This window comes from uncultured Tenacibaculum sp. (assembly GCF_947495995.1).
GTDB lineage: Bacteria > Bacteroidota > Bacteroidia > Flavobacteriales > Flavobacteriaceae > Polaribacter.
In genome coordinates, this window is the sequence record NZ_CANMAX010000002.1 from 656,454 (window position 1) to 675,502 (window position 19,049).

General features: G+C 29.2%; 20 protein-coding genes. 13 read left to right on the forward strand and 7 right to left on the reverse strand.

What is annotated here, in order from left to right:
* Positions 1-64: 64 nt before the first annotated feature.
* Together Q1A15_RS08190 and Q1A15_RS08195 are read right to left on the reverse strand one after the other, a co-directional pair.
* Positions 65-841 carry a LytTR family transcriptional regulator DNA-binding domain-containing protein gene (locus Q1A15_RS08190; RefSeq protein ID WP_299621536.1) on the reverse strand — a complete coding sequence of 259 codons (777 nt, stop codon included), beginning with the start codon at positions 839-841 and terminating at the stop codon, positions 65-67.
* A 16-nt stretch (positions 842-857) separates the two neighbouring features.
* Positions 858-1,676: an RDD family protein gene (locus Q1A15_RS08195; RefSeq protein WP_299621539.1), complete on the reverse strand. Its 819-nt coding sequence runs from the start codon at positions 1,674-1,676 to the stop codon at positions 858-860.
* A gap of 21 nt (positions 1,677-1,697) precedes the next feature.
* Between Q1A15_RS08195 and Q1A15_RS08200 the strand changes: the two genes are divergently transcribed.
* The 13 genes from Q1A15_RS08200 (at position 1,698) to Q1A15_RS08260 (ending at position 12,214) form a co-directional block, all read left to right on the forward strand.
* Positions 1,698-2,663 carry a stage II sporulation protein M gene (locus Q1A15_RS08200; protein ID WP_299621542.1) on the forward strand — a complete coding sequence of 322 codons (966 nt, stop codon included), beginning with the start codon at positions 1,698-1,700 and terminating at the stop codon, positions 2,661-2,663.
* Positions 2,660-3,358, forward strand: coding sequence for a hypothetical protein (locus tag Q1A15_RS08205; protein ID WP_299621545.1), 699 nt, complete (start codon positions 2,660-2,662; stop codon positions 3,356-3,358). The genes Q1A15_RS08200 and Q1A15_RS08205 overlap by 4 nt, the downstream gene beginning before the upstream one ends.
* The gene (locus Q1A15_RS08210; protein ID WP_299621548.1) at positions 3,355-4,563 is read left to right on the forward strand and encodes a DUF4350 domain-containing protein; all 1,209 of its coding nucleotides are present in this window, start codon (positions 3,355-3,357) and stop codon (positions 4,561-4,563) included. Before Q1A15_RS08205 ends, Q1A15_RS08210 begins: the two co-directional genes overlap by 4 nt.
* A gap of 1 nt (position 4,564) precedes the next feature.
* Entirely contained in the window at positions 4,565-5,563 is a 999-nt protein-coding gene (locus Q1A15_RS08215) for a MoxR family ATPase (protein WP_299621550.1), read from the forward strand.
* Between the two features lie 7 nt (positions 5,564-5,570).
* Positions 5,571-6,905, forward strand: a complete 1,335-nt coding sequence (locus Q1A15_RS08220) for a DUF58 domain-containing protein (protein WP_299621553.1) — start codon at positions 5,571-5,573, stop codon at positions 6,903-6,905.
* A 45-nt stretch (positions 6,906-6,950) separates the two neighbouring features.
* Positions 6,951-7,289, forward strand: coding sequence for a hypothetical protein (locus Q1A15_RS08225; protein ID WP_299621556.1), 339 nt, complete (start codon positions 6,951-6,953; stop codon positions 7,287-7,289).
* A 111-nt stretch (positions 7,290-7,400) separates the two neighbouring features.
* Entirely contained in the window at positions 7,401-8,612 is a 1,212-nt protein-coding gene (locus Q1A15_RS08230; protein WP_299621559.1) for a TlpA disulfide reductase family protein, read from the forward strand.
* Between the two features lie 25 nt (positions 8,613-8,637).
* The gene (gene mog / locus Q1A15_RS08235; RefSeq protein ID WP_299621562.1) at positions 8,638-9,165 is read left to right on the forward strand and encodes a molybdopterin adenylyltransferase; all 528 of its coding nucleotides are present in this window, start codon (positions 8,638-8,640) and stop codon (positions 9,163-9,165) included.
* Between the two features lie 162 nt (positions 9,166-9,327).
* Positions 9,328-9,525, forward strand: coding sequence for a hypothetical protein (locus Q1A15_RS08240; RefSeq protein WP_299621565.1), 198 nt, complete (start codon positions 9,328-9,330; stop codon positions 9,523-9,525).
* A 95-nt stretch (positions 9,526-9,620) separates the two neighbouring features.
* Positions 9,621-10,199 (forward strand): hypothetical protein, encoded by a 579-nt coding sequence (locus Q1A15_RS08245; RefSeq protein WP_299621568.1) that lies wholly within the window; start codon positions 9,621-9,623, stop codon positions 10,197-10,199.
* Entirely contained in the window at positions 10,187-10,657 is a 471-nt protein-coding gene (locus Q1A15_RS08250) for a hypothetical protein (protein ID WP_299621571.1), read from the forward strand. The genes Q1A15_RS08245 and Q1A15_RS08250 overlap by 13 nt, the downstream gene beginning before the upstream one ends.
* Positions 10,658-10,686: 29 nt before the next feature.
* Positions 10,687-11,001, forward strand: coding sequence for a hypothetical protein (locus tag Q1A15_RS08255; protein ID WP_299621574.1), 315 nt, complete (start codon positions 10,687-10,689; stop codon positions 10,999-11,001).
* Between the two features lie 511 nt (positions 11,002-11,512).
* Complete coding sequence (locus Q1A15_RS08260) at positions 11,513-12,214, forward strand: hypothetical protein (RefSeq protein WP_299621577.1); 702 nt, start codon at positions 11,513-11,515, stop codon at positions 12,212-12,214.
* Positions 12,215-12,325: 111 nt separating this feature from the next.
* On the opposite strand, the gene Q1A15_RS08265 is transcribed toward Q1A15_RS08260, so the two are convergent.
* Genes Q1A15_RS08265 through Q1A15_RS08285 form a run of 5 tightly spaced genes read right to left on the reverse strand, consistent with a single transcriptional unit; the run spans position 12,326 to position 18,974 of the window.
* Positions 12,326-13,159, reverse strand: coding sequence for a mechanosensitive ion channel family protein (locus tag Q1A15_RS08265; protein ID WP_299621580.1), 834 nt, complete (start codon positions 13,157-13,159; stop codon positions 12,326-12,328).
* Positions 13,152-13,487, reverse strand: a complete 336-nt coding sequence (locus tag Q1A15_RS08270) for a DUF2834 domain-containing protein (protein WP_299621584.1) — start codon at positions 13,485-13,487, stop codon at positions 13,152-13,154. The genes Q1A15_RS08265 and Q1A15_RS08270 overlap by 8 nt, the downstream gene beginning before the upstream one ends.
* Positions 13,488-16,181 (reverse strand): DNA gyrase/topoisomerase IV subunit A, encoded by a 2,694-nt coding sequence (locus Q1A15_RS08275; RefSeq protein ID WP_299621587.1) that lies wholly within the window; start codon positions 16,179-16,181, stop codon positions 13,488-13,490. It abuts the gene before it with no gap.
* Positions 16,182-16,199: 18 nt separating this feature from the next.
* Entirely contained in the window at positions 16,200-17,087 is an 888-nt protein-coding gene (locus Q1A15_RS08280) for a hypothetical protein (RefSeq protein WP_299621590.1), read from the reverse strand.
* Between the two features lie 30 nt (positions 17,088-17,117).
* Entirely contained in the window at positions 17,118-18,974 is a 1,857-nt protein-coding gene (locus Q1A15_RS08285; RefSeq protein ID WP_299621593.1) for a DNA topoisomerase IV subunit B, read from the reverse strand.
* Positions 18,975-19,049: the final 75 nt, after the last annotated feature.

Below are 19,049 nucleotides of genomic sequence, written 5' to 3' on the forward strand. Positions count from 1 at the left end.
CTGTAATATCCTAAAATAGTTGTGCTAAGGGATGAATTTTTAGTATCTGTGATGAAAAAATAAGTTAGAATAAGAATTCTTCTTGGTATTGTTTTGAAACAGGAAGTTTATGTTCTTTAATTTCTATAAAAACCTTTCCTTTTTCTTGTTTTATAGCTTGAATATTTGAAGTATTTACCAAATAACTACGATGACAACGCTTAATGTTTGAATCCTCTTCTAATTCTTTTTCTAGAAGTTTTAATGTTTTTCTAATTAAATGTTCTTTAATAGAATTTTCGGAAGCATAGGAAACAGTAATATAATTTCCTGAAGAAAGCGCATATAAAAAATCTTCTGCTTTAATCTTTAAACGATCTTTATTATTTTCTGATTGAAATATCAACTCAGTATTTTCATTCTTTTTATGATTAGCTAATTCAGAAAGTATTAAATAAAAACCTATCGGAATAATCATCATCAAAGGAAATTCTTTGATAATTAAGAGATAAGCTTCAAGATTCCATTCTTGCCAATTCCAAAAATAATTGAATAATAAAAAGATTAACTGACTAGCAAAAAACACTAAAAACACATACCAAAAAACTTGTTGTTTTACAGTATTTATAGTGAACTTCTTCTTAAGATAAAACTCAAAAAAAGCTAAATAAACAAATGTTAGAAGACCAAAACAAGAACTTCTAAACAAATGTGAATGTCCAGAATAAGAAGTTCCTTTTTGAATACCATAAGCTTCAAAGAAATACAAAAAATAAAATACCGAAATACCAGATATAAGTCCCAATACTATAGGAAAAAAAGTAGATATTTTGGTATTATTGTATGATTTGATTTTCAGCAAATTCGAATATTAAAATTTAAGCATCCTGAGTATAATAATTGAAATCTTTCAATACAATATCTATAAACTGAATGTCTGTTAAGTTTTTAGGTTTACTTATTGTAGTAACTTCTTCAATTTTAGTTCTCAGTTTTATTAACGTATTATAATCTTTGCTTTTACTTGCTCTCATAAACGTGTCTTTAATAATTCTTACATCATTATCCGACAGCTTAATAACATTTGAAAACATTGGTTTATAATCTTCTCTAATGTTCTGTATAATTGTTCTAGAAAAGCTAGCTCTATCTTTTAATGAAACCACTACAGTATTTGCCGCAAAATCTCCTATTCGTTGATTATTTTTAGTAAAAACAATTGCAAAAAAACCAATCATTTTACCTATCAAGAAAATCATGTATACCCAAACAAATAGTTGTTCGCCTCGCAAACTATTACTCAGCAAAACATAAATCAAAATAAAAAAGTTGAAATCTACCATACGCATAAACCAACGTATTGTATAATCTAAAAAAGAAGGTTTAAACCCTTCTTGGTTAATCACTTTAATATTAACCACTTTTTTTCCAATAGTTTGACCGTTCATTAAAACTTCAGAATACAACGTGTAAAATGTTATTGGTAAAAGGAATAATACTCTTATGGCTACTTTCGACCAATGGTCTTGCTCTATATATCTCAAAAGGGAATCGAAATCTATAAACTTCCCCACAAAATATAGGTAGGCAATTTTTACGATGTTATCTACTATAAATGCTAATAATCTTTGACCTACGTTAGCCAACTCAAAATTTATTTTAACATTTTGTGTAGTATTTACTTGTAGTGTTTTCATACAATTTTTACATTTGTCTCTATGAGAGAGATCGCTTTTATAAAGCAAAATAAAGAAAAATGGCTTGAATTAGAAGAAGTAATTTCAAATAAAATTGAGAAAACTCCTGACGAAATTGCTAATTTACACATACAGATCATGAATGATTTGTCGTATGCGCAATCTTTTTATCCGAAAAGTAACGTTGTACCTTATTTAAATAAATTAGCCAAAAGTAGTTATGGTAAAATCTACCATACCAAAAAGCAAACTAAAAATATTTTCGTTTCTTTTTTCTTAGAAAAAGTACCTTTATTATTATACAAGCATAGAAAATACATGTACATTTCTTTTGCTGTGTTTTTCATATTCTTTTTTATTGGTTTGTTATCTACTTTTAATGATGAGAATTTTGCAAGGCAAATTTTAGGAAACGGATACGTAGATCAAACACTTGAAAATATAGAAAAAGGTGATGCTTTAGCCGTTTATAAAGGCGGAAGTACTTGGGGAAGTTTTATAGGAATATTTAATAATAACCTAAGAGTAGGCTTAAACATGTTCTTATCTGGTCTTTTTATTGGTATCGGTACTGGATATTACATTATGGTGAATGGAATTATGGTTGCAGTTTTCCAAGCTTTTTTCTATCAAAATAATTCTTTACTTGATAGTTTAAAGGGAATTTGGATTCATGGAACTTATGAAATTTTTGCAATGGTAATAGAAGCTGGTTGTGGTTATATTATCGGAGCTAGTATTTTATTTCCAGGAGCTTTAAAACGTTTAGAATCTTTTAAAAGAGGGTTGAGAGAAGCTTTCTTTATTTTCTTAAGCACAATACCTTTTACTTTTGTTGCTGCTTTTTTAGAAGGTTACGTAACTAGACTTTACAATAAAATGCCAGCTTTTATCTGTGTATTTATTATTTTATTTTGTTTAGCATCTATATCATATTATTACCTTATATTTCCATATAAAGTTGCTAAAAAACAACAAGTTGTATGATTAAAAAAATCCTTTATTTACTACTACTTTTCTTCGGAAATGTAATTTTGTATGCGCAGGAAGATTATTCAACTTATGAACCTGTTCCTCCATCAAATGAAATTAGCAAGCAACGTAATTTTAATGAAGATTTATCATCGAAATATAACGGTGTAGAATTTCAATACCAAGAATATAAACCGCCACCAAAAAAGGTTGAACGTGAGAAAAGTGAAAGTCTAGTCAAATTATTTGATTTTATATCTACCGCATTTCCTTATGTAATTGCTTTAATGGTAATTTTTATAGTAGTTAAAGCTGTTATGGGTGATGATTTGTCTTGGCTTAAATTTTCTAAAAATAAAAAGATTGAACGTGCTGCTATTTTTACTTCTGAAGAAGAATCTTATTTAAAAAGTGAGAATTACAGTAAACTTATAGAACTTGCTAAAGAAAAAGGTGACTTTAGAACTGCAACTCGTTATTACTATTTGTTATTACTAAAACAAATGTCTAATAAAGGTTTAATCACGTTTGATAAAGACAAAACAAATACAGAATATATTTTCGATCTTCAAGAGAAAGAATTAAGAAAGCCTTTTTCGTACCTATTATATATTTACGATTATGTTTGGTATGGAGAGTTTGTTGTAGATCGTATGAATTTTGATGTTATAGAAACTAATTATGAATCTTTTCTAAAAAAATTGTCATGATTAAAAGAGAAAGTATTTACATATTAGTAGTTCTATTACTAACCTTAACAAGCTGTGAAAACACAAACTGGAGTGAAAGTTTTCAAGAACGATCTACCGATCCTTTTGGTACATATATTTTAGCAAATGAATTAGAAAATTTATTTGATAATAATGAAACCAGAGTACTCGATGAGCATATTTATGATTATTTACTCGATGATGCTTCAATGAGTGTAGAAAATCATGCAAACTATGTTTGTGTAAAATCATATGCCTATCGATTAGATGATCTTAGTACAGCTAAAATCTTAGAATATGTTGCTTTGGGTAACGATGCTTTTTTAGCGCTATCATATTTTAATGAAACACTTCAAAAAGAATTAAACTTTGAAGTTTCTAATGAAGATGGTAATACATACAACATACAAGCCTTAAAAGAATTAGATGGTAATTTATATTTAAAGGATAAATCTAAATCGTATTATTACGATCGTAATTTAAGAAACAATTACTTTGAAACTATTGATACTACAACAACTGTTGTTTTAGGAACTCAAAAAGCAAAAGGAGTTACGAATCCAAATTTCATTAAAATTAAACACGGATTGGGTTATGTTTTTTTACACACTCAACCTATTGCTTTTACAAACTATTATTTATTAAAAGATGAGAATGCAGCTTACGTTGAACAAGTATTTTCTTATTTACCAGATAGAGACATAATACTAGATACACAACGTCATAGAAGTACGTACAACCAAAATAAAGGTGACAGACCAAAAACATCTGCCTTAAATTTCTTTTACAGTAATCCTTCTTTAAAATGGTCTTTGTATGTAGCGTTTTTCGGGCTTTTATTGTTTTTATTTCTAAATGCAAGAAGAAAACAACGCGCTATTCCAGAGTTAAAACCTTTAAAAAATTCTACTCAAGATTTTACGCATACAATTGCTAACTTATATTTAAAAGAAGAAAATCATAAAAACTTAGTTACTAAAAAGATAACTTACTTTTTAGAAAAGGTTCGATCACTTTATCACATAGATACTCAAAACCTTAATGATAGTTTTGTAGAAAAACTAGCTGCAAAGTCAGGAAATACAGAACACACAACAAAATATTTAATTAATACGATAATAACGGTAAATAAAAGATCTCAATGTAGTCAAGACGAATTAATTCGATTAAATACCTTGATTGAGAACTTCTTTAAAAACAAATAATATGGAAGAAAACAACATACCTCAAGATAATTTAGCTTTTGAAAATAGAATAGATCTTTCTGAATTACAAGAAAGTGTTTATAAAATTAAAAATCAACTACATAAAGTTATTGTTGGTCAAAAAAACATGATCGACCTTTTAATTGTTGCTATATTTTCTGATGGTCATGCTTTAATTGAAGGTGTGCCCGGTGTTGCAAAAACAATTACTACAAAGTTATTATCTCGTGCTATGGATATTGATTTTAGTAGAATTCAATTTACTCCAGATTTAATGCCTTCTGATATTTTAGGAACTTCTGTTTTCAATGTAAAAACATCAGAATTTGAATTCAAAAAAGGACCTATATTTTCTAACATGGTTTTAATTGATGAAATTAATAGGGCTCCAGCAAAAACCCAAGCTGCTTTATTCGAAGTAATGGAAGAAAAGCAAATTACTATGGATGGAACTCGTTATCCAATGAATGCTCCATTTATTGTTTTAGCTACTCAAAACCCAATTGAGCAAGAAGGAACTTACCGATTACCTGAAGCTCAATTAGATCGTTTTTTATTCAAAATTAATGTAGATTATCCGTCTGCTTCTGAAGAGTTAGAAATTGTTACTCGCGAACAAGCTTTACTTAAAAACAAGAAATTAGATCAGATTGAAAAAGTAATTACTGGTGAAGAAATTATTAAATACAGAGATTTAATTACTAATATTAAAGTAGAGAAAAACCTACTACAATACATTGCTAATATTGTGGTAAATACGCGTTCTAATTCATTCTTATTTTTAGGAGCTTCACCAAGAGCCACAATTTCAATTTTAAAAGCTTCTAAAGCTTTTGCAGCAGTTGCAGGTAGAGATTTTGTTACACCTGAAGACATTAAAAATGCAGCTATTCCGGTTTTAGAACACAGAATTATTGTTACTCCTGAGCGTGAAATGGAAGGTGTTACAAGCAAACAAATTATAGAACAAATTATAGAAGCTGTAGAAATTCCTAGGTAAATTGTAAATGAAAAAGTTTTTTAGTTCTTTATTTTTAAATAATCGCTTCTTCTATGTATTAGGAATTATAGCTACTGCATTTATTTTTGGTTTTTTCATTCCTATATTTTTTGCTATTGCTAAAATTGCCTTATTTAGTATTGGTGCCATTGTATTTATAGATCTTATTTTTCTGTATTCTAAAAAAAATGGAATTACAGGAGAACGTTTTGTTCCTGAAAAGCTATCGAATGGAGATAATAATAAAATACAAATTTCACTAAAAAGTAATTATACGATTAGGACCAACGCTGTAATTTTAGAAGAGCTTCCTTATCAATTACAAATGCGTTATTTTAAACTTCCTACGGAATTAAAAAAACAAGAAGAAAAAGATCTTTACTATACTGTTAGACCTAATGTTAGAGGTGATTATGACTTTGGTAAAATGAACGTATATGTTTCATCTCCATTAAAGTTTGTAACTCGAAAATATGTTTTAGGAGAGCCTAAAATTGTAAAATGTTATCCTTCTTTTTTAAAGTTAAACGATTTTTCTATCAAAGCTATTTCAAATGATATTACTTCTCATGGAAATAAAAAGATTCGAAGAATTGGAAATTCAATGGAGTTTGAACAAATTAAAGAATATGTAACTGGAGATGATATACGTACCTTAAACTGGAAAGCTACAGCAAAAAGGAATCAGCTGATGGTAAATCAGTATGTTGAAGAAAAATCTCAACCTGTGTATTCAATTATTGATACTGGTAGAGCGATGCAAATGCATTTCGACAATTTAACTTTATTAGATTATTCCATAAATGCTACACTTGCAGTTAGTAATGCTATTTTGAAGAAACATGATAAAGCTGGGATGTTTTCTTTCTCTCAAAAGATCGATAACATTATTGTTGCAGAACAGCGTAACTCTCAAATGAATTTAATTTCAGAGGCTTTATATAATATTAAAACCAACTTTTTAGAATCTGATTATAGTTTACTTTACGCTTCAGTAAAACGAAAAATCACAAGTCGAAGCTTACTGATTTTATATACAAACTTTGAAACTTTAGATGCACTGAAAAGACAATTACCTTATTTAAGAGCAATTGCAAGAAATCATTTATTACTTGTTGTATTTTTCCAAAATACTGAGTTAAATAAAATAGTTTCACAAGAATCAACAAAAGTAAGTGATGTTTACGATAAGATTATTGCTGAAAAATTCATGTATGAAAAGAAACAAATTGCAAATGAATTAAGAAAGTACGGTATTCAATCTGTACTTACAAAGCCTAAAGAACTTACCGGAAATACTATCAATAAATACTTAGAATTAAAATCGAGAGGACTGTTCTAAATCCTTTTCAACTAAATATTAACTATCATTTAAATTAACTAACTTATGAGTAACTTAAAACTTAAATTAAAGAAAATTGATCCTGTTAAAGCTGGAATAGTATATGGAGCAGTATTAGGTTTATTTGGACTAGTACTTGCATTCTTTGTCTTTATTTTTAGTAGCATGATAGGTGCTGCTGGAGGAATGAGCCCATTTGGATTTTTTGGAGGAGGTCTTTTAACTCTAATTTTCTTACCTATAATGTATTTCATTGCTGGTTTTATCGGTGGTTTAATAATTACACTATTGTTAAACTTCATTCTTAAGAAAACTGATGGATTAACTATTGATTTCGAAAAAATTGGTGAATCAGAAGACATCACTATGATCGGAAAACAATAAATTCATTTTAGAATACACAATATTTGAAATCGCCTTATTTGGGCGATTTCTTTTTTTACTAGTATCGTGTAAGATTTTTTTGTTACTTCGTACTAATACCAAATTTATCTTATGAAATCTTACATTGCTTTACTTTTAGCTATAATTATATCTTCATGCGCTTCTGAAACTAAAATTAACACCTTAGAAAAAGGTACTTACAGAGCTACATTACAAATCCAAGATCAAAAAGAAATTCCTTTTTTATTCGAAGTTATTAATGAAAAAGAACTACATGTTTTTAATGCTGAAGAAACGATAAAAGTTCACGAAATCACGTATAAAAATGATTCGGTAAAAATACAAATGCCTTTCTTTGAAGGATACCTTATTGCGAAAGTCGATGGTAAAAAACTTAACGGTCAATTTGTAAAATCTAGTTTAAATCGTATTGTTCCGTTTACAGCTGTAGAAAGTAAACATAGATTTGAGAAAACTTCAGAAAGTAAATTTAATATTAGTGGAAATTGGGAAACAGTTTTCAGTCCAAATTCTGATGAAGATCGTTACATCGCTAAAGGTATTTTTGAACAAAAAGGCAATAAAGTAACTGGTACATTTAGAACAACTACTGGTGATTATCGTTTTTTAGAAGGTATTATTAATAATGATCAGCTTGAACTGTCTACGTTCGATGGTGCTCATGCTTTCTTCTTTACAGCTAAAGTAACAGATTCTACAATGAATGGACATTTTTACTCTGGAAATCATTGGAAAGAACCTTTTACAGCTAAACTTAATAACAACTACGAATTACCTAATGCAGAATCTTTAACTTATTTAAAAGAAGGTTATGATAGTTTTGCCTTTGCTTTTCCTGATAAAAATGATGCTATTGTTTCTTTAAAAGACGATCGCTTTAAAGACAAAGTAACTGTAGTTCAAATAATGGGATCTTGGTGTCCGAACTGTTTAGATGAAAGTAAATTTTACTCAGAATATTACAATAAAAATAAAGCTAAAGGAATTGAATTTGTTTCATTAGCTTTTGAAGTTGCTAAAACAAAAGAAGATGCTTTTGAACTATTAAATCGTTTACAAGAGCAAACTGGTATCACCTACCCTATTTTACTTGCACAATACGGATCTTCAAGTAAAATTTCTGCTCAAGAAAAGTTACCAATGTTAAATCATGTATTATCTTACCCAACTACTATTTTTATAGATAAAAAAGGAAAGGTTCGTAAAATACACACCGGATTTAACGGTCCGGCTACTGGTAAATTATATACTGAGTTTACCGAAAATTTCGATTCTTTTTTAAACGAACTAGTTAACGAATAATTACATACAAACAGGTAAAATAACAATGGCGAAAATTGGAATTATCACTGTAAGCGATAGAGCAAGTGCAGGTGTTTATGAAGATCTTAGTGGAAAAGCAATTATAGCAACATTAAACGATTATTTAGTTTCTGATTGGACAGAAGTTTATCAAATTATTCCAGATGAACAAGATGTTATTGAAAACACCATGATCGATATGGTTGATAATCAAGGTTGTTGTTTAGTAATTACAACTGGTGGAACTGGTCCAGCAAAAAGAGATGTTACGCCCGAAGCTACAGAAGCTGTTTGTGATCGAATGATGCCTGGCTTTGGAGAATTAATGAGAGCGGAATCTCTAAAATATGTTCCTACAGCTATACTCTCTAGGCAAACTGCTGGTCTTAGAAAAGAAAGTTTAATTCTGAATTTACCTGGTAAACCGAAATCAATTCGTGAATGTTTAGATGCAGTTTTTCCTGCTATTCCATATTGTATCGATTTAATGAACGGACCATATTTAGAGTGTAATCATGAAGTTATAAAACCATTTCGTCCAAAGAAAAAATAGAATTATACATTTTTTACAACTAATAATTTTAAACTAAGATTCATTAACTAAAAATGTTAAAATATTTAATAAAAAGTTAAAACTGACCTTATAACTTACGTTTCACACATGAAACTTTGTATTTTTAAGTACAATTAAATTAATCTTATTAAAATCATTATTATGAGACAAATCTTAAAAATTCAAGGAATTAAGGAATTAAACAAAAATGCTCAAAAAGAACTTGTAGGAGGTTTTTTAACTGAATACATCGAATCTTGTAGTTTTGCTACAGATGGTTTAGCTTGTTTAACAGGTTTACCGCATTGTCCAACTGGTTTCTGTGCTAGTGGAGTTTGTTCTCCTTCAACTAATGGTTAAAAACTATTTATAGTTTACGATATAATCTTCTAAACTAGAATTTATAAAGTAGTCATTACAATGTAATGGCTACTTTTTAATTTACACTATTTATAATGTCAAATAAGATTATTTTTCATAGTCAAAAATTCAAACTTCAAGGAATTGATATACCAGAATTTCAATTAGAAAAAGGAAAATTAGTTACTATATGTATACCTAATACTGATTCTAAAGGTCGATGTTTAGTACATGATTTTCGTTACGACTTGTTACATCATTTAGCTGAAAATGTCCCAAATGCAAAACTGATTACAGATTTTCAAGAAAATAAATTGATCTCTTTATTCAATGCTATAACTGTTGAGAATTATATCATGAAGAGTCTTGATATAGATAAAAACAAAGCAATTGACATTGCTAAAGAATTACAAATCAAACCTAAAGAAAAAGTGAAAAATTTAATTTTAGGACAACAAAAAGCTTTGATGATTAAATGTGATTTTGAGAAATATACTACTTTAGTTTTTGATTATTATGGAGTTGGAGCAATGGCTTGTGAAAATTTGGAACAAATTGTAGATACTGAAATCTCCAAAGGGAAATCCGGAATTGTTTTAGACAGGCTTGAGTACAATTGTAACGAAGAAACGAATCAAAATATAACTCAAATAAAAATACTATGGACTCAATAAACGCTGTTTTAGTGTTAGCAGGAATTTTAGTAACTATAATCCATTTCAATATTAATCACAAAAATCAAATTGGTATTGTTAAAACTCAAATTGAAGCACAGCGCAAAGAAAATCAAGAAACAAAACTAAATGGTTTTCAAAATTCATTCTGGCAAAAACAATTGGATTTATATATTGAGGTCTGTACTTACGCTGCTCAACTCACTCAATTTGAAATTAATTCTGATGATTATGTAATCGCTAGAAAAAAATTCTATGTACTATATTGGGGACCACTTTCAATAGTTGAAGATACTTCTGTAAAAGAAGCCATGCAGAATTATTCTAGACAAATAAAAGCTTATGAAGCATCTGAAATAGATTTAAATACTTTGGAGCAAAAATCATTTCAGCTTGCTAGAATTTGCAGAGAATCATCTATTAAACGTTGGGATTTAAAAGATTTTAAACTCGAGTAAATAACTAAAATGAAAGTGAATTATAAACTATGAAAAATAAACTTGTAACTATACTTTTAATTGGCTTTCTGTGGAATTGTACAAATAGTAATCAACTTAAGATACAAGACTTAAAATTCCCAGATGTAAATGAGAAATCAATCAGAAAGAATAATGTAAAAGAAGTTTACAAAATTGCTGGATCAGATTTTGGGCAATATAAAAAGAATGATACTATAAGTATTTTAAAATATAATGCACAAGGGAAATTAATCAATAAATATATCAGAACTAAAGCTTTATATAGCAATAATGTTTCTTATCAATATGATTCATTAAACTTAGTTACTAAAAAAATTCATTAATCAGACTTTACCAATGAATTTGATTTTGTTTATGAATTAAAACCTGACAGTCTGTTATTATATCAAAAATATAAGAGTCCAACCTGTAAAAATATATCAGGAAAAATTCCTGTTATTTCAGGAACTTTCAAATTCAATAAACAAGGATATTTAATTGAAAAATCTCAGTATGAAAATAATGATTTTGATGCTGGAAGAAGATACATAACTCAATATACCTATGATTCTTTACATCAATTACTATCTGAGAAAAAATTTTTAGACTTAAGCATTATTAAAGATTCTGCTAACTACAACTATTACAACGCTTTTAAAAACACAGTAAAATACTATTATACCAATCAAAAAATAGATTCAGCTATACAGGTTTTTCATTATTTAGATAATGATAGAAACAAAACAAATGAAACCTATAGAGTTCTTTACGATAAAAATGGTTTAATAAAAGAAGAAACAAAAGATAGTATTGTTATCCTTTACCAACAAAAAACATAAAGGATAAAACAAACGAATGTATACTGAAATCATTATCTTTTTTATTGTAGCTAGTGTAATTGGATATTTAATTCAAAACCTTTCTGTTCGAAACACAAGAATATCAAAAGAGAAAATTAAGTCTTTTGCTCGTATCAAAAATTGGCAATATCGACACGTTACCGGAAAGTCTAATACTGGTGAACACATCTATTTATCAGACTATACAAACGAATGGAAAATAGATATTTATAGTTTTATTTCAACTTCTGCTATAACCAATTCTGTTCATAAAGAACAATGGATAGAATGGTCTACAAATAAAGGTCAATTAGAAAATGGCATTGCAGTTTTGGGTCCGCGTTTACCTCAGAAAACTATAAAAATGTTAAACAAAGGAAAAGCTGGAATCTTTACTAATATTATAAAACGTTTAATGTTTCAGTATACGCAAGGTATGTCGATAGATTTGAATCATTGTAAACTAGTAGAAAGATCGGTTGAAGAACCTTTAGGAGCTGTTCTTGCATCAGAAGGAAATGAAAATGCCTTAGATCAATACAAAACTTTAAACAGTTTAATCTCCGCTAGAAAAAGCAAAAATATTATGTATCATCCAATAATTATAAGAGATACTGAAGGTATTCGTGTACGAATTCGAGGGAAATTAAATCAACTTAAACAACTCGAACAATTATATCATATAGGAGTAGAAATTACAGATAGAAATTTGAAATAGATCTACATAAAAATCAGAAAAATTAATCTTCTCTGCTTCTTTATATTATTCTTTTGGTAACTCTATATCTTCATTCCAAATATATTTTAAAAACCATTGCCAAATTGACTTTTAATCGATTCTCTCCACTTTATTAATTGGAATAGGTAAATCTACTCCTTCTTCAATAAAACGTTTATGAACAGCTTCTTTTAAAGCACATTTACCTCTAAATTCTTGAAATGGTTCGTTCATCCAAACATAAGCTCTCATATGGATGTAGGTTTCATGAATATCTATTACACGAACATCAATACTATCACTAGATTCAGTTTCCATAACCATAGGTAATTTTACGGCTTCCTCCTGAATAATTTTACGTGCTAAATCTATATTTGCTCTTAATCCGATTTTAAAATTATTAAAGCTTAAAACGTGAGAATCTTGTATGGTGTGGTTTAAAACAGAATCGGTACTAATTACAGAGTTTGGAATGATTAAACGTTTATTTTCAAAGTTATTAATTACGGTATGTCGTAATGTGATATCTTCAACAATCCCTACTCTAGCTTCATCTAATTTGATATAATCTCCTACTCGAAATGGTTTAAAAATTACGATAAAAGCACCTGCAATTAAATTCGATAAAGCGGCCTGTGCTGCGAAACCGATAATAGCCGCAATAATACCAGCTCCAGAAAATATAATTGTAGCTTTACTTCGTAATGTAGGAATCGTCATCACCACAAACATTAAGGCGAAAATCCCTACAAAAAACTTTACTGAATTACGTAAAAACTGAATACTAGTTCTACCAAAACGTTCAGATTTTTTGGATTTAATTACTACTAAAATGATCTGACGAATCAATCTAGAAATTCCCCAAGCGACAAGTAATACTATTAGGACATAAAGTGTAATACCTAATGGAGTATTTAAATCAAAATATGGAGAGATTTTATCCAATTGAGCTTCTTTTTTCTAATGCGTTTGTTCTTAAATATAAATACAATGGAAATGTAAAAGCCACAGCAATAATAAAAGTTAATGGAATTAAAATCCACCAATACTTAATTTTCAGTTTTATTGCGTCTGGTATATAAAAAGCGAAAAAAGCTAAAGCAACTACTAATAAATCTGCACTTAGTGATTTACCGGCAAAATTGACTTTCGCATCTGCAAAAAAGTTCAAAAATGATGGATCATTTGCTGTTTGAAAATATTGGATATTGTAATACCACGTATAACACATACCCAATATTGCTAAGAATAAGTACAAATACTTTAGTTTCATTTAAAATAATGCTGTTTGACTTTCATCATCACCTTCTTTCTTCTTTTTAATGGCTGCTTCTAATGCTTTACGTGCCTTCTCTTTTTTATCTAAAGATTCATCTGTATCAGCAGTAGTATCATTATCTTGTACTAACTCTTCCTCATTCACCTCTATGTTTTCAACCTTTTCTTCTTCAGGTTCTTCATAAGGTAAAGATTCTAGAGTTTTTACCGTTCTAATTTTAGCTGCTGTTAATTGATTACCAATAGCTTTTATACCTTTTACTGAAATAAATTCTTCAAAGTTTACTTTCATACTAGGTAAAGCTCTTTTAGAAAAAATCACTTCTACCATTGGTCTATAATCTGTTACTACAATCTGTAGTTGTGACTTTTCGTGATCTGTGATAAATGTTTCTTCTTTATCAGTGCTTTCTAATAAAAAACGCTTCACATAATAACGTTCTTTATGTCCATCGTAATAAATAGCAGAAATTGGTTTATTCGGTTTCCATTTTTCTAAGACAATCATATCATTATCGAAATGCATTGCCAAGTCTGGTGTTACAGCTTTAGCTTTTCCTGATTGTTTTACGATTAGAATTTTATCTTCAGCTTTAAATTCTCCTAATAATTCTCCTCTTTCATCAACATTTAAACGCTTTACAGTATCATCAAACCATATTTTACGTGGCTTTAATGTTGATACTCCAGCTTCTTTAAATTCTACTTTTTTAACGCTATGTTTAGTAACTAAATTACCTCTTACACTTCTACCTTTGATAGCTAAATCAGCGAAATCTAAATCCCATTTTAGCTTTTTAACACTTCCTACAGCGCGTAATAAAATAGTAACAACTTCTGCTTCTCCATTTGGATTTGCAGAGAAATACAGTACTTGAGAACCTTTGTTTCCATTCGTTAAATCGTATTCACGATCTCTAGTTATGGAAGTTACATTAAAACGTTTCATGTAACTTGGTCCGCGTGTACCATCTTTATAAATTAGGTTATAAACTGTACGCTTATCTTTCTTCTTGAAAACTGCTACGTGGATAATTCCTTTACCAACAAAAGTTTTAGAACCAACTTTGGTAACTTGCATTACTCCATCTTCACGGAAAACGATAATATCATCAATATCGGCACAATCAGCAACAAATTCGTCTTTCTTTAATGATGTTCCAATAAAACCTTCTTCTCTATTCACATAAAGTTTTGCATTACGCATTACCACTTTTGTAGCAACAATATCATCGAAGATTCTGATTTCAGTTTTACGCTCTTTACCTTTTCCGTATTTAGCTTTTAATTCTTTGAAGTAATCAATAGCGAATTCGATAAGATTATCTAAATATTCTTTTACCTCTGCTATTTTCTCTTCTAAACTTTCTATGAATTGTTTCGCTTTATCAATATCGAACTTAGAAATTTTCTTAATTCGAATTTCAGTAAGTTTTACAATATCATCTACAGTAACTTCACGTTTTAAATGCTTAGTATGAGGCTTTAAACCTAAGTCAATTGCTTCAATTACACCTTCCCAAGTTTCTTGTTCCTCAATATCACGATAAATTCTATTTTCAATAAAAATTCGTTCTAATGAAGAAAAATGCCATTGCTCTTCTAATTCATTTAACTGAATTTCTAACTCTAGTTTTAATAAATCGACAGTAAAATCTGTAGAACGTTTTAAAACATCAGAAACCCCAATAAAAATTGGTTTGTTATCTTCAATAATACAACACAATGGAGAAATTGAATTTTCACAATTTGTGAAAGCATACAATGCATCTATAGTTTTATCTGGAGATACATTTGGTGGTAAATGCACCAATATTTCTACATTAGCTGCTGTATTATCTTCAATCTTCTTGATTTTGATTTTACCCTTATCATTTGCTTTTAAAACACTATCAATAAGCGAAGAAGTTGTTGTTCCAAAAGGAACTTCTGTAATTACTAATGTCTTTTTATCTAACTGTGAAATTTTTGCTCTTACACGAACTTTTCCTCCTCGTTTACCATCACTATAATTAGAAACATCAGCTATACCACCAGTTAAAAAATCTGGAACTATAGTAAAGTTTCTTCCTCTAAGATATTTGATAGAAGCATCAATTAACTCATTAAAGTTATGCGGTAAAATTTTTGTAGATAAACCTACTGCAATACCTTCTGCTCCTTGTGCTAACAATAAAGGAAACTTTACAGGAAGATTTACAGGTTCTTTTTTTCTACCATCGTAAGACGATTGCCATTCGGTAGTTTTTGCATTGAAAACAACATCTAAAGCGAACTTAGATAAACGTGCTTCGATATAACGTGAAGCTGCAGCTCTATCTCCTGTTAAGATATTACCCCAGTTTCCTTGCATATCTATAAGTAGCTCTTTTTGTCCCATTTGCACCATGGCATCTGCAATAGAAGCATCACCGTGTGGGTGATACTGCATGGTATGACCAACAATATTTGCTACTTTATTATAACGTCCATCATCTAAATCTTTCATAGAATGCATGATACGACGCTGTACAGGTTTAAATCCGTCTTCAATAGACGGAACAGCACGTTCTAAGATTACATACGAAGCATAATCTAAAAACCAATCTTTATACATTCCCGTAACCTTAGTTATGGTCTCTGTATTTTCAACTTGGTTTTCGTTTGTTAATTCTTCGTCGTGTTCGTAATTATTGTTTTCTTCGCTCATTTATAAATGATTAAACGATTATTCGTTTAGGTGTTTACTTTTCAGGTCTTTTTGTGATTTATTGATTGCTTCATCAAACTCTAGATAATTACTGTACCATTTATCTATCACAAATATTCCTCTATATTTATCTTTTATATTCGCATAAACTCTAATTTCTGATGGCTTCGATAACTTATCAAATTGCACTTTAAAACGATATATTTTATTTATGATATCATCAGATAAATATTGTTCAAATTTTAATGATGTAATTATTCCGTTTTTCGATTTTATTGAATCACATTCCTTGATTTGTAATGATGTCCATCCTTTTCTATAAGATCTATACACGGTATTGCCTTTAGTTATAGTTGGCATATTCTTTTCATCGCAAACATTATAAGAATTCAAAACAAAATCACTTAGTTCTTTTTTACGATGTTTAGTGATTTCTTCAATACTTCTTATGTATAGTTCAGGATATTTATTTGTACTATCATAATTATCATCCCAATAGGTTTTTGTTGAAAAACCATAATATTTTCCTTTACTACTATAAAAAACTTTACACTCTTGAGGAATGTCTGAATGTGTTCTGAAAACTTTAAATCTAAAAATTAAATTCTGATATCCACTTTTCAAAACTTGTTCTAGTTTTACATCTAAAACTTTTCCATATCTCTCTAGAAACCATTCGCAATTCTTAGTAACTGATTTAATAGAATAAAACTCTAGTAATTGTTTTTCTCCTGAATTTGTATCCAAAGGAATATATTTTCCTCCATCACATACTTTTAATGTGTTAAAAGTAAAATCAAATATTTTTTCTTTAATCTTTTCATCAATACTTGTGATATCAATTTGTTTAAATTGAGAAAAACAACTTACAGAAATAAAAACAGTAAATAATAATATCTTTTTCATATATCAATTTAATAGCTATAAACTATATGATTAACTTTCTTCTATTAAATCTTGCTCTACTTTTAGATTCTCTATAATAAACTTTTGACGATCTGGAGTATTTTTCCCCATGTAGAATTGTAACATCTGATCGATAGACATTTCTTTATCTAACATTACTGGATCTAAACGAATATCGTCTCCAATAAAGTGTACGAATTCGTTTGGTGAAATTTCACCTAATCCTTTAAATCGTGTAATTTCTGGTTTACCTCTTAGTTTGGCAATAGCAGCTTGTTTTTCTGTTTCGGAATAACAATAATGCGTTTCTTTTTTATTACGAACTCTAAAAAGTGGCGTTTCTAAAATATACAAATGTCCTTCTTTTATTACTTCTGGGAAGAATTGTAAAAAGAATGTAATCAATAACAGTCTAATGTGCATCCCATCGACATCGGCATCGGTTGCGATTACGATGTTGTTGTAACGTAAACCTTCTAGTCCGTCTTCAATATTTAAAGCAGCTTGAAGTAAATTAAACTCCTCGTTTTCATATACGATTTTCTTTGTTAATCCGTACGAATTTAAAGGCTTTCCTTTTAAACTGAAAACCGCTTGAGTGTTTACATTTCTAGATTTTGTAATAGATCCTGATGCAGAATCTCCCTCGGTAATAAATAACGTTGTATTTAAATAATCTTCCTTTTTTGTATCTCCAAAATGAATTCTACAATCTCTTAATTTTTTATTGTGAAGATTTGCTTTTTTAGCTCGATCTCTTGCTAACTTTCGGATTCCAGATAATTCTTTACGCTCTTTTTCTGCTTGTAAAATCTTCTTTTGAAGTGTTTCAGCAATTACAGTATTCTTATGTAAGAAATTATCAAGCTTTGTTTTTACAAAATCATTAATATAAGTTCTTACCGTTGGTAATCCGCCTCCCATTTCGGTAGAACCCAATTTTGTTTTTGTTTGACTTTCGAAAACAGGCTCCATTACTTTTATGGAAATTGCTCCAATGATAGATTTTCGAACATCAGAAGCATCGAAGTTTTTTCCGTAGAATTCTCGAATTGTTTTTACAACAGCTTCTCTAAATGCAGCTTGATGCGTACCACCTTGTGTTGTATTTTGTCCATTTACAAACGAATGATACTCTTCAGAATATTGAGTTTTGCTATGTGTCATAGCTATTTCTATATCATCTCCTTTCAAATGGATGATTGGATATAGCATATCCTCAACATTGTTATTATCTTCTAAAAGATCTTTTAATCCGTTTTCAGAATAATATTTTTCTCCATTAAAAACTATGGTTAACCCTGGATTTAGATATACATAGTTTTTCAATAAACGAATTACATATTCTGGGCGATATTTATAGTTTTTAAAGATAGCATCATCTGCAATAAAAGTAACCTTCGTTCCTCTTCTTCTCGTTGTTTCTTCTAAAAGATCTTGATTGGTAAGATTTCCTTTTTCAAATTCAGCAGAAGCAGATTTTCCATCACGTGTACTTTCTACACGGAAATATGTTGATAATGCATTTACTGCTTTGGTACCAACTCCATTTAATCCTACAGATTTTTTAAAGGCTCTACTGTCGTATTTTCCTCCGGTATTCATCTTAGAAACTACATCGACAACTTTTCCTAACGGAATACCACGACCGTAATCTCGAACAATAACTTTGTTACCTTGAATAGATACTTCAATTGTTTTTCCTGTCCCCATTACAAACTCATCAATAGAGTTATCGAGTACCTCTTTTACTAAAATATATATTCCATCATCAGGAGAAGAACCGTCTCCTAATTTACCAATATACATTCCTGGACGCATTCTAATATGCTCTTTCCAGTCGAGTGATCGTATATTATCTTCGGTATATTTAGTTTCTTGCGCCATAAAATCTGAGAAAAATGAAGTGTATGCTAAAATAAGACTTACATAGAAAAAACAAAAAACTCTGTCAACATAGTT